This is a genomic window from Candidatus Poribacteria bacterium (assembly GCA_009839745.1).
GTDB lineage: Bacteria > Poribacteria > WGA-4E > WGA-4E > WGA-3G > WGA-3G.
In genome coordinates, this window is the sequence record VXPE01000001.1 from 21,279 (window position 1) to 33,376 (window position 12,098).

At 50.8% G+C, this 12,098-nt stretch carries 10 protein-coding genes; 2 read left to right on the plus strand and 8 right to left on the minus strand.

Translation table 11 applies throughout. The annotated features are described in order from the left end of the window. Positions 1-70: 70 nt before the first annotated feature. The 7 genes from F4X88_00115 to F4X88_00145 form a co-directional block, all read right to left on the minus strand. Positions 71-913, minus strand: coding sequence for a hypothetical protein (locus F4X88_00115; GenBank protein ID MYA54672.1), 843 nt, complete (start codon positions 911-913; stop codon positions 71-73). Between the two features lie 15 nt (positions 914-928). After that, the gene (locus F4X88_00120; GenBank protein ID MYA54673.1) at positions 929-2,140 is read right to left on the minus strand and encodes a hypothetical protein; all 1,212 of its coding nucleotides are present in this window, start codon (positions 2,138-2,140) and stop codon (positions 929-931) included. A gap of 15 nt (positions 2,141-2,155) precedes the next feature. Further along, positions 2,156-3,139 carry a polyprenyl synthetase family protein gene (locus F4X88_00125; GenBank protein ID MYA54674.1) on the minus strand — a complete coding sequence of 328 codons (984 nt, stop codon included), beginning with the start codon at positions 3,137-3,139 and terminating at the stop codon, positions 2,156-2,158. Between the two features lie 34 nt (positions 3,140-3,173). Further along, the gene (gene hemL / locus F4X88_00130; GenBank protein MYA54675.1) at positions 3,174-4,457 is read right to left on the minus strand and encodes a glutamate-1-semialdehyde-2,1-aminomutase; all 1,284 of its coding nucleotides are present in this window, start codon (positions 4,455-4,457) and stop codon (positions 3,174-3,176) included. Between the two features lie 174 nt (positions 4,458-4,631). Next, a complete protein-coding gene (gene hemB, locus F4X88_00135; protein ID MYA54676.1) occupies positions 4,632-5,603 on the minus strand; it encodes a porphobilinogen synthase in 972 nt (323 codons plus the stop codon). Further along, entirely contained in the window at positions 5,600-6,526 is a 927-nt protein-coding gene (locus tag F4X88_00140) for a hypothetical protein (GenBank protein ID MYA54677.1), read from the minus strand. The genes hemB and F4X88_00140 overlap by 4 nt, the downstream gene beginning before the upstream one ends. A 471-nt stretch (positions 6,527-6,997) precedes the next feature. Continuing rightward, entirely contained in the window at positions 6,998-7,486 is a 489-nt protein-coding gene (locus F4X88_00145; protein MYA54678.1) for a hypothetical protein, read from the minus strand. Between the two features lie 347 nt (positions 7,487-7,833). Here F4X88_00145 and F4X88_00150 point away from each other — a divergent pair, with 347 nt between their 5' ends. Together F4X88_00150 and F4X88_00155 are read left to right on the plus strand one after the other, a co-directional pair. Then, positions 7,834-9,390: an amidohydrolase family protein gene (locus F4X88_00150; protein MYA54679.1), complete on the plus strand. Its 1,557-nt coding sequence runs from the start codon at positions 7,834-7,836 to the stop codon at positions 9,388-9,390. 165 nt (positions 9,391-9,555) lie between these two features. After that, a complete protein-coding gene (locus F4X88_00155) occupies positions 9,556-10,986 on the plus strand; it encodes a mercuric reductase (protein MYA54680.1) in 1,431 nt (476 codons plus the stop codon). Here the strand turns inward: F4X88_00155 and F4X88_00160 are convergent. Continuing rightward, positions 10,983-11,807, minus strand: a complete 825-nt coding sequence (locus tag F4X88_00160; protein MYA54681.1) for a DUF1080 domain-containing protein — start codon at positions 11,805-11,807, stop codon at positions 10,983-10,985. The genes F4X88_00155 and F4X88_00160 overlap by 4 nt on opposite strands. Between the last annotated feature and the right edge of the window lie 291 nt (positions 11,808-12,098).

Here is a 12,098-nt window from a genome sequence, read left to right on the forward strand (position 1 = left end):
ACTCGTAGTCGGAAATCACTGATTGTCCATCAATTTGAACGATTTAATAAATTCTTAAAACTAAATATTCCTAACGATATGTATGCATGCTGTCTAAAAAGAGATCCACACCAACGTATGTACAAAGGACAGCAACGAAACCGATGATTGCGGCATACGCCGCTCTGCGTCCGTGCCACCCCCAAAATTGGCGGATACCGATTTGGGCGATATAGATGAACCACGTCACCAAGGTGGAGATTACCTTTGCATCGAGCCATCTCCACGGCACATCTCGGATGTATTGCGTCCAGAGACTCCCGACAATGACGCCCATTGTCAGTAAAATCACACCTAAAATGGCGCAACGATACCCGAGGATATCGGAAACACCGAGAGACGGAAGAAGGTTATCAAAAAGGGTGTCTGTCTTTCTGCGGATTTTCCGTTCTGTTATGAGATACATGAGTCCGAACCCACAGGCAGCGATGAACGCCGCATAAGCGAGAAAGATGAGTGTTGTGTGTGCCAGAAGCCAGTAATTTTGCAACGGCTCAGGCAGCGCAGCTGTATGCGTAGCAAAACTGTATGAGATGAGTATAGCGATGAACGCAACCGGCATCACGAAACTACCGAGGGTGCGGAGATGTGTCAAACGCACGATGATGAGATAAATCAGGGTGATTGCCCAAGCGAAGAAGGCAGTGGAGTCGGTCCAGTGGGTCATTGGAAAATGCCCCTGCTGGAGCCACCAGAGCGCGATAAAGACGGTTAAAAAAGCGAAGCCGATGAGGGTGCACCAAAAAGCGATCTGCTCAATTGTTGGACGAATTGCGGAGGCGTCAGTCCGAGCCCCAATCGCCAGCGAGAGGGTCTGGAAAATGCCTGCCGCTAAGTATATTAAAAGGGTAATGAGAAATAGAAAATTTATCATGTTTTTCGTGCAATTTTAACAACGTCTCTGTTCTTTGTCAAGTCGTTTGGAGGTAAAGGTGTTGGCATGTTCCAGTTTACCGTGACGAACCCAGTTGAAAAGGCATTCGGCGGAGCATTCAGGATTTGTGAGACCGAGGCAGCATGTTGTAGAAGGGATTTGTAAACCCGATACCGCCTCTTCAACGGTGTCGATCAGCCCTTCAAAGAAGTCGGCACGCTTTTTAGGGGTCGGGAAAGCCTTGAGAATCTCAGCGCGGCGCGTTCCGAGGAATTCAATAAATACACCGTAGCCGTTGTTTTCAAACTCGTTGGTGAGTTTTTTATGTAGGCGTTTCGCCTTGTCAATACCTGTGCTACTTCGCGCCGATACGCTAATTATCAGGTTGTCGTCTATGATGAGTTCGGGTGTAAAGTGGGTCCCAGCGTTCGGTTCATCGAGATATTCCCGAATGCCAATTCCCCCTTGATAAGGGGGGTAAGGCGGGTTGGTATTCAGAGGGTAATCTACAGCAGAGCGTTTGTCCGCAATAACGAGGAACGCGTCTTCAAGGTGATAGGGTTTCATCTCGTCGGGCGAGATGTGGACGACAGAGGCACCACATCGGTCTAACAGAGAGATACGGCGTTCAACTTCGGGTGTTTTCTGTTCGGACACGACAACACATTTACGATTTTCCAATAGAAGGTAAACGGGATACGGGAGTGCTTGCCCTTCTCTTTCACTGACAATTGGTATGGGCTTACCATCTTCGTATCCGAGTGTATATAACGAAGTGGCATCCAGGATCTTCTCAAAGTGTTCACGGATACGACGGCTCGTCGCGGGACTTTTACCGCTCGTTGAGATGCTCAACAGAATCTCACCATCGGTTACAACAGAAGCGGCGGCAAAGGTGCATTGTGGGATGACATCAACGACGTTGACGAAGGGGATTTTGTGTTTTTCGTGCGCCTCCGTGAAGACAGCAGAATTAATATCCGTGAAATCGGTGGCGGCACAGACGAGAAAATAGCCATTCGTATCACCGGTCTGCAACTGCCGTTTGTGCCAGCGGATTGTGCCGATGTTTGCGAGGAACGTCAACAATTCCGTGGTATCCGGACTGATGACGGTGACATTGCCACCGCTGAGGAGCATGGCGACAACTTTCCGCTCCGCAACGGTACCCCCGCCGACAACGAGACATTTCTTGTCCTGAAGGTTTATATGGGCAGGATAGAACATTTTTTAATGTTACCTTTAGGACTCGCGTGAAACAACATAATCTGCGAGGTGTTCCAGGGCACTGCGAGCAGGGATCTCCGGTAAGGTTGACAATGCGGCTTTGGCGCGATCGGCATAGCCTTGGGCGATCTTCAAACAGTGGGTCTCGACACCGTATCGTTGGAACAGAGCCTCGACAAAGGCAATCGCCTCGGTTTCATCGGTCCCAGGGTTTAGCACTTTTTCAAGCGTCTGTTTCTCATCGTCATCGCAAACAGATCTTGCATAGATGATGGGGAAGGTGAGTTTTCCTTCGCGGAGGTCGCCGAACGCGTCTTTCCCCAATGTATCGGAATCTTCTGTGAAATCGAGCAGGTCATCTACAATTTGGAAGGCTGTCCCGATCTGTTGTCCGTAGGTTGTGAGTGCGTCAATTTGTTGTGTTTCTGTTGGGTTTCCGAGATGTGCACCGAGGGTGCAGGACGCAGCGATCAGTTTACCGGTTTTAAAACTGATAATTTTGAGGTATTCGGCTTCGGAGATGTCGAAATCGCCGCTCTTGTATGCGTGTATAACCTCACCTTCACACATTGCCTGTGTGGTATCGGCGAGGATTGCCATCGCTGGATCGTCCGCACGGCGGGATACAAGCATTGAAAGCACGCGTGCGTGGAGGTAATCTCCGACGAGGACTGCGACTTTGTTGCCCCATTTCGTCTGTAGCGTCTCACGTCCCCGGCGGATCGCGGCTTCGTCGAGGACATCGTCGTGAACGAGCGATGCGACATGGATGAGTTCGACAACGGCGGCAAGCGTGTGCGCATCGCTCCCTTCGTATCCGCAGACTTTCGCAGAAAGCACAACGAGAATCGGGCGGAGGCGTTTACCGCCACCCTCCACAACGTGTTGAACTGCCATGTCAACGAACGTATATTCACTGACGGTATCTTCAGTGAGTTTCGCCTCAACGGCACTGAGATCCTCGGCAATCAATTCAACGATTTGATCAAAGTTGGACATAATGTAGGGCACCCCGTATGGCTGCCTTTTCCCTTTAGAGATTTGCCAATGCTTGTGTTGCGGCTTGAACGGTGTTGTTGATGTCCTCTTCGGAGTGAACTAAGGAGACAAATCCTGCCTCAAATTGGGAGGGCGCGACAGAGACACCGCGTTCTATAAGTCCCCAGAAGTAGTGTTGAAAACGTTCGGTATCCGCTGTGCGTGCACCATCGGCATCTGTGACACTTTCTGGCGTGAAGTAGAGCATTAGCATCGAACCGACCCGACTGTGCCATGCGTCAACATCGTGTTTTTGGGTCGCCTCGGCGAGACCCGCTGCGAGGGCAGCAGCACTGTTTTCGAGGTGTTCATAAATCCCCGGTTCAGCGAGACGTTTCAACGTTGCTATACCTGCGGTAACGGCTAACGGATTTCCAGAGAGTGTTCCCGCCTGATAGACCTCGCCTTCTGGGGCAACGCATCGCATGATGTCCCGTTTTCCGCCGTATGCCCCGACAGGCAACCCACCACCGATAATCTTTCCGAGACAGGTCATGTCGGGTGTAACGTTATAATAGGATTGCGCACCACCGTAAGCGACTCGGAAGCCGGTGATAACTTCATCGAAGATAAGCACGATGCCGTGTTCTTCAGTGATTTCACGGAGCTGATCGAGATACCCCTCACGCGGTGGGATGATGCCCATATTGCCCATAATCGGTTCGAGAATGAGACAGGCGATTTCGTCCGGGTTGGCTTCTATCGCTTCACGGACAGCGTCCGGGTTATTGAAGGGGACTGTGAGTGTATTGCGTGCAAAATCTTCAGGGACCCCCCCGCTATCGGAAAGCCCAAACGTTGCAATACCCGATCCAGCTTTCGCTAATAGGTAGTCCACGTGCCCGTGATAGCAGCCGTCAATTTTGAGAATTTTATCACGACCGGTATACCCGCGGGCGACACGAATTGCGCTCATGGTGGCTTCGGTGCCAGAATTGACGAGTCGCACCTGTTCGATTGAGGGGACTGCATTGACAATGGTTTCGGCGAGTTCTGTCTCGCGAGGCGTCGGTGCGCCGAAACTCGTGCCGTTCACTGCTATTGAACGGATAGCCTCTATGACACTCGGATACGCGTGTCCGAGAACCAAGGGACCCCAGGAGGCGACATAGTCAATATATTCGTTCCCATCGATGTCGTAGATTTTCGAGCCTTCGCCGCGTTCGATGAAACGGGGATGTCTGCCGACTTTGCTGAAATTTCGGACGGGACTGTTAACCCCACCGGGGATGAATTGTTGTGATTTTTGCCATGCAGCTAAGGATTTACTGCTCTCCAAAGTGTTTCCTCCAAATTTTCTATGGCTTTCGGTTATCAATAAAAAGTTGGCAAGTGAGAAGAAAGTTATGAAGTTTGCAACTGTACTAAAGTTTGCAAGTGAGAAGAGGTTCTTCCTCAACTTTAACTACACTTTACAGACTTTAGCACACTTTACAGACCGCTAACCGCCAGATTATAGCCACTCGACAACCGATTTTGCAAAGTAGGTTAAAATCATATCCGCCCCTGCGCGCTTTATACTGTTGAGGACCTCCAAAGCGACCCGCTCTTCGTCAATCCAACCGTTTTGTGCCGCGGCTTTAATCATGGCGTATTCACCGCTGACGTTGTAAGCCGCAACAGGGACCTGAAATTCTGTTTTGACCCGATGGATAACGTCGAGGTAGGAGAGAGCGGGTTTCACCATGAGGATGTCCGCACCTTCTTGGATGTCCAAGGCAACCTCGCGCAACGCCTCTTCCGCATTTGCTGGATCCATCTGATAGGCGCGCCGATCTCCGAATTGGGGGGTCGATTCCGCCGCTTCCCGAAACGGACCGTAGAAGGCAGAGGCGTATTTGGCAGAATATGCCATAATCGGGATGTTTTCATAACCGTTTTCGTCTAACGCCTCACGAATCGCCCCGACACGACCGTCCATCATATCTGACGGTGCGATGACATCCGCACCGGCGCGGGCATGCGACAGGCTCTCCCTAACGAGGACTTCCACAGTCGGATCGTTCTGCACTTCCCCAGCTTCGATGAGACCGCAGTGTCCGTGATCGGTGTATTCACAGAGACATACATCTGTCATGACAAGCAGATCCGGCACAGCGTCTTTGATGGCTCGGACGGCTTGTTGGATGATCCCATCGTCGGCGTATGCCTCAGAGCCGAGCGGGTCTTTTGCCTCCGGGATGCCGAACAGGATTGTCCCAGGGATTCCGAGCGCGGCGAGCTCTTTCGCGGCGATGATCAGGGTGTCAACCGAGTATTGGTAGCACCCGGGCATGGCGGAAATTTCGGTCGCGGTGTTATGTCCGTGGACGACAAACATCGGGTAGATAAGGTCGTTGGCGGAGAGCGCAGTCTCGCGAACCAATCGGCGCAGGTTCTCATTTGCGCGAAGTCGCCTCGGACGATAGATAGGAAAAGTACTCATTCAACCTCCGAACTTGAGGATTTGATTTCGTAACGGACTAATTCAAGCGTCTGGTCTTCAGGCGTTACCAGACCCATCTCTTCATTCTCGGCAGATGCCTCGTGTTGGTGCTCAAATTTGACAATGCCCACGTTAGGTGCCAACCAGAGAGTTGTTAGGGTTACATCTTGTTGTTCTTGCGGTCCTTGCGGTTGTTGGGGGACTTCCACAGATATGGCCGTCTCCGTTGAAGCATCTGTTCGATATTCAATGACCAAGCAATCTTCAAAGGTGCCAGCTTCCGTTTCCACGGTTTCCGTGCCCGTGACGTTGCCTGACTCTATGAGAGTCGTGTAAGTTTTTACAGTCTGTGTTGAACCGCCCGGTATCTCTATCGGCATACCTTGGATATCAATTGTCATCGTGAGGACGACGTTTATTTCTATGGCTGTCCACTCTTCACCAAAGGTGGCGGGGGTCGGCAGGAAATAGAAGTAATCTTGGGATTCTACCTCGACATCGTAATCTAAGTCAAATGTGATATTTAATTCCGCAGGCATCTGTTCCTGCAGCGCCTGACGCATCAGCACCATGGCTTCTTCCATCTGTTTCATCGTGGCGGCTTTGAGCGCGTTTTCGATTTCAGCACCGACAAAAAACGCCACCCAGTCGCCACCGACTTGGTAGAAATACGGGTGAACGTAATGCTCAAAGTCTGCCCAGTCCTCCAAAGCAGGATCGTAACTGAAGGCACGATAGGATTCGCCATCAATCTCTTCTGGCGCTATTGCGTAGCGTGTCAACTCGTCACCGTTCTGGTTTTCGTAAACCCAGTAACTGCCGGGAGCATCTGGGAAGTAGTAGTTCGCCCATTCATTGCCCATCAACGTCGCGCTGAAACTGAAGAGAAGCAAAGTGGCGAGAATGAACCGAAAGTTTTTCAAAATGGGAGGTTCCTCCAAGGTTCTGATTATTCCAACTTAATTATTAAAAGTATATAATATCTCTCGGCAAACGGCAAGCCAAATTCTCTAACAATGATGCGTTTTGGCTTGGGGGGGCCTAACGTGCCTCGTATTCAAAGGGGAAGGTGACGGGTGCCCCATTGTTTGCCCATGAACGTGCCATCGCGACATCGATCTCCCGATCCTTGCGCCCGTTATAAGCACCGTACTCAGGGTCTGTATCGTTACGAACTGCGTTTACGAGACTCATCAACTCGGATGCGACAGTGATTTCACCGTGACGCTCTCTTCGTGTGGATCGCAAACAGCAACGAGTTCAAGGTCATCTGTCAATTTTGAGATAAGGGGAAGGTAGGTTCCGGCACCGCGTCTGCCCGTACCGATATGTGCGATTTTGAGTTTATCCATGGTTTTCCTCCTCCCACGGGTGTGAGTCAGTAATCGCCTGTGTCACTCTACCCAGAAAACATGGCTCCGTTCAAAGAGATCGTCATCTAAATAGATTTCAACAAACCACTCGCCTGTAATATCGGGCAAGTCGATATAAAACCACGTAATTTTATCCCCGGTTGTTGATGTGAGGGTTTGCTGTTCTGTCCAGAAGGGCGGATCGTCCGGGCCGTCTTCGGGTGAGAACCATGAAACTTTAACGGTGTGGTGTTCCGTGATGTTTGCCCATAAGATCCATAGGAACACCTGATCGTTAACCTCAGCGGAGAAGGTGGTCGTGATGCCATCGGGCCTGTCCTCGAAGACAGCGATTGCCAAGACAGAATCTACAATCATCGGTTCATCCCGTCCTACATCGGTGAGTCCGCTTCCGCCAGAGGGATCTTCACTACAACCGCTCACGACAAGCGTCAGCGACAGTAGAACCATCCCGAATGTCGAATAAGGCGTTGTGAGCAATGTCTTGATATAAGTGCAGGCTTGACGCATGGGGTCTTCTCCTATCTTGGGGTGGTCCCAGTTGATGAATTTGATATAAATACCAATTCGCATTATAGCAGGCCTCGGTTTTTTTGTCAAAGAGAAATTAGGCATCTCTGTTGACAGGTATCCTTTTTGATGATAGACTGAGACAATAATAGAGAAGGGTCCTTCATAGAATCGATCTGACCGAACTGCAAGGAAAATTAGGAAATATGAAACAAAGGCACGTAGCTTGAAACGAAGTGGAAAGGTTTTTGCTTGGGCATTTCCGCTAGAGCTACGGAAAGGAATGTAAAGATACCCACACACCTAAACGAGCCACAAGGAAAATTAAAAAAAGGAAAATTAAAAAAATGAGATTTGATACAATTATTGCAGGCGGGAACATCGTCGACGGAACGGGTGAGCGGGAACCGTTTATCGCGGATATCGGCATTCAAGGTGACCAGATAGCCGCCATCGGTGATCTCTCTGAAGCAGAAACACCGCGTCGAATTTCTGCGGAGCGACAGGTTGTCTGTCCGGGTTTCGTTGATGTGCATGTGCATTCTGAAATCGCGCTGCTCGGCGGTCGAGACCAGTTCGCCGCTGTCAGTCAAGGTGTGACGACGCATTTAGCCGCACCGGATGGCTTCGGATGGGCACCTTTATCACCAGAGCAGGCACAAGAGATGTGGCACTACACGCGGTTCGCTTATGGCGATGCGGAGGTCCCGCTCGATTGGCAAACACCCGACGCGTATCTCAGCATATTTGAAGGGCGAATCCCGGCGAACCTCTATCCACAGGTGCCCCACTGTGCGGTTCGGATCGGTGCGATGGGATGGGATCCGCGCCCAGCGACTCCTGACGAGTTGAAAGTGATGGAACGCACAACGCGTGAATGGTTGGAGGCGGGTGCGTGTTGTCTCTGCTTAGGACTCGACTATCAACCCTCCGCGAATGCCGATGTGCACGAACTGGTGTATCTCTCAAAAATTGCGGCGGCTTACGATGCCATCTACGCTGCGCACATCCGCTACCGCATCCTCGGTAGAAAAAAGGCGTGGGAAGAGACGATTGAGATTGCACAACGTGCCGAAATTCCTGTGCATATTTCGCATGAGCGTGTTGACGATGAAGCCACCGACGTGCTGGAACGGGTAGAGAAAGAGCAGATAGATTTGACGTTTGAGTCTTACCTCTATCCTGCCGGTATGACACACCTCGCTATGATGCTCCCGATGGAATATCAGACCGGCGCGCCTGTTGACATGTTAGCACATCTACAGGACCCCGAAGTCCGAGAAAAATCGATCGCATACCTGCGGAGTGAATTGCGCAACGGCAACCAGATCGTGGGTTACAACCGATCGGGTAGATTTATCGGGATGACGCTCGCCGAGGCCGCTGAAAGCGAAGGGAAGTCGCATGAAGCGTTCGCCTTCGATTTCATTCAACAAGAAGCCGCGATTGAAACCTTTGTGATGCCGTGGGCAACCCCGCCCGAAGAGAATGAACGCATTTTGAACCGCACGGCGAGCCATCCCCGCATGATGATTGCCAGCGACGGTGTCTACAACATTCCACATCCACATCCACGGAGTTACGGATGCTTCGTGCAATATCTCGGCAAATTCGTTCGCGAACGCCAGTTGGTTTCATTGAAAGAAGCCATCTATAAAATGAGCGGTTTTCCAGCGGAGCGTTTTCGACTCGCCGACCGCGGGAGAATCCGTCAAGGGCTTGCCGCCGATATCGTTGTCTTCGATCCGGAGACTGTCACGGACAGGTCTACATGGTCGGACCCGGTGCAATCTCCCGTCGGTGTAAACTATGTGTTCGTCAATGGCGTTTCGGTTGTTGGAGATGGGGACGTGACGGGGCAGCTGCCCGGTAGAGTTTTGCGTCAACAACGATTTTTTAAATGATTGGCCTCTGGGCATCGCTCCATTACATTTCGCGATGGTTTTCGATGAAGGAGGAGAAGCTTTAGCACCTTCGCACCGTGTGAATTGCGCCGAAACCCTGACCGAAACGAAGTAGAAGGCAGTCCAGGAGACCATAATTAAGAAAGCAGTCCAGGAGACCATAAATTGAAAAATGATTTGACAATTATCGGCGGCGGAAGTGCCGGACTCGTGCTCGCCGTTGCCGGTGCTAAATTGGGTAAGAAGACCGCACTCGTGGAGAAACACCGCATGGGTGGCGACTGCCTCTGGACGGGATGTGTGCCTTCCAAAGCACTCCTGAAGGCGGCGAAGGTGGCGAATTACGTCAGGGACGCTGAGAAATACGGCGTTGCAAGCACCCCTACAACGCCTGACTGGCAACGTGTGATGGCGTATGTGAGAAGCACCCAACACGCCATAGAGGAGGAACACGACAATCCTGAGCGATTCCGTGAGATGGGCGTTGATGTCATCTTCGGCAACGGGCATTTTGCGTCCGCTGACAGTTTTGTTGTAGAGGATACGGAGAGTGGTCAAACCCGCACCCTCAAAAGCAAAAAGTTCGTGATTAGCACGGGGTCCCGTCCTGTTGCGCCACCCATACCCGGCTTGGAATCTTGCGGCTATCTCGACAGTGAGAACGTCTGGGATCTTGAGACGTTCCCCAATCGGTTGCTCGTTGTGGGCGCGGGTCCAATCGGTATTGAACTCGGGCAGGCATTTCATCGCCTGGGTGCGGATGTGACGATAGCGCAACGGAGTGAACGCATTCTGACGAAAGAGGATACCGATGTTTCTGAACAGATGCTGCGTTACCTCCGCGAGGAAGGGATCACGATCCGACTGAATACGAGTATCGCAGACGTTGTGAAAAATCAGGAAGGCACAACTGTTACGTTTAACGATAGTGGAAATGGAACTGTAGAGCAGGCTTTTGATAACATTTTGATTGCCGCGGGACGCGCACCGAACATTGAGGGTTTAGCACTTGACAAAATCGGGGTGCAGGTCGGCACACGTGGGATTGAAGTGAACAATAAACTTCAAACGAGCGTGAAAAATATCTATGCCGCAGGCGATGTAATCGGACATTACCTGTTCACACATGTTGCGGCGTTTCAGGCGCAGCTGCTCCTCCGAAATATCTTTTTCCCACTCTCTCAAACGATTAACTATGCTGTCGTGCCGTGGACAACCTTCTGTGATCCAGAAGTTGCCCGTTGCGGGTTAACAGAAGCGGAAGCACGCGAGAAATATGGAGACATTGATGTATTTACGCTAGACCAACGGGATGTCGACAGAGCCGTCGCTGAGGGTGAGACGCACGGCTTCAGCAAAGTCATCGCGAGTCGGTGGACTGGGAAAATATTAGGCGTGCATCTCGTTGGTGCAAACGCGGGGGAGGTCATCCACGAGTATATCCTTGCGATGCAAGAGGGGATTCCGTTGCGGAAATTGAGCGGAATGATCCACGTGTATCCGACGTTTTCGAGCAGTGTCTGGCGCGTGGCAGGTAAATGGTTCTCAGAAAGCACCTTGATTCAAACGTTACGGAAGTTGATCCCGTCGGGCTAAAAACGCTTTAGACGTCCCCAGACCGTCGCGAGCTTCGCGTTCGGTGTTACCGATAACCCGGCACTGTTCGGGATACTGTCGCCGGTGATTACGACGTTGTCGAATCTCGCCGTCTGATTCGAGAGACCCAAGCCCGCTGCACCCGTCAAGAAGTCTTGGAATCCGTTTAAATCTAATGGGTGAAATATCTTTATATTTCCCGGTTTAGGGGGATGCGCCTTTTTGGCAGCTTCACGATCCTTGAAAGTTTTACGGTTTGGAAGTTGAACGGGTCCAATAACCAGCTTACCGTTAATCCAAAAGTTTAGGGTATCTCCTTCAACTGCCAACTTCAACTGCGACCACCTGTTTAATTTTAAAAATCGACGGAGCTTGGCATGTCTATAGAAAATTGTGTTTTGGTCATGAAAATTACCAGAACCCATTAGAGCCTCGGAGGCGTGTTCGCGAAATGGCGGCAAATCGCCGATGACACACCATGCCACCCAGCTTCCCTTGATTCGAGCGGCAATAGCGATATTGCTGCGCCCCGGTTTATTAAGGGGTTTGACATCAAATTCGATGGTGTAATCGCGCCAAGTCTCATCACCAATTGTGAGCAAACGTGTGCTCTCATCGGGGCTTACCGCATGAAGTTCCTCGTCAACGATTTCCCAGGAACCGGGAGGCGGATCATCCACATCACGAAAAAGAAAATCCTGCGTCATAATAAGTTCCTGCCACGCATCCAAGTTTCCGTTATCAAAATTCTCTCGAAACATCCCTGCCTTTGCTGAGAAGGTAAAGAGGAAAATTATACTTGCAATCATTAATAGTTTCATACCTGCCTCCTTTTACGACCTGTAACCCAAATTACCATCTAAAATCTTTATCAAACTCCCCTTTATATTATTAACGTGAATTCGACGTAAACGCGGTTAGAAAAGAGCCCTTCAATTATTAAAGATAGGACTTACGCATTTTCTCTTAAAGTCCCCCTGATAAGGGGCGGGGAAGCCCACACGGGAGACCTCATACCCGGGGAAGTCCATACGGACTTCATACCGTTGATTCTGATTCTTTAGGGGGTTAAATCACGGAAATACACTGTTTTTTGCCCAATTTGCGTAAGT

Bases quoted from the DNA above. Each gene is read 5' to 3' on its own strand.
- hemB (MYA54676.1), bottom strand. From the start codon at position 5,603: ATGAGTACTTTTCCTATCTATCGTCCGAGGCGACTTCGCGCAAATGAG.
- F4X88_00150 (MYA54679.1), top strand. From the start codon at position 7,834: ATGAGATTTGATACAATTATTGCAGGCGGGAACATCGTCGACGGAACG.
- F4X88_00120 (MYA54673.1), bottom strand. From the start codon at position 2,140: ATGTTCTATCCTGCCCATATAAACCTTCAGGACAAGAAATGTCTCGTT.
- F4X88_00160 (MYA54681.1), bottom strand. From the start codon at position 11,807: ATGAAACTATTAATGATTGCAAGTATAATTTTCCTCTTTACCTTCTCA.
- F4X88_00125 (MYA54674.1), bottom strand. From the start codon at position 3,139: ATGTCCAACTTTGATCAAATCGTTGAATTGATTGCCGAGGATCTCAGT.
- F4X88_00145 (MYA54678.1), bottom strand. From the start codon at position 7,486: ATGCGTCAAGCCTGCACTTATATCAAGACATTGCTCACAACGCCTTAT.
- F4X88_00115 (MYA54672.1), bottom strand. From the start codon at position 913: ATGATAAATTTTCTATTTCTCATTACCCTTTTAATATACTTAGCGGCA.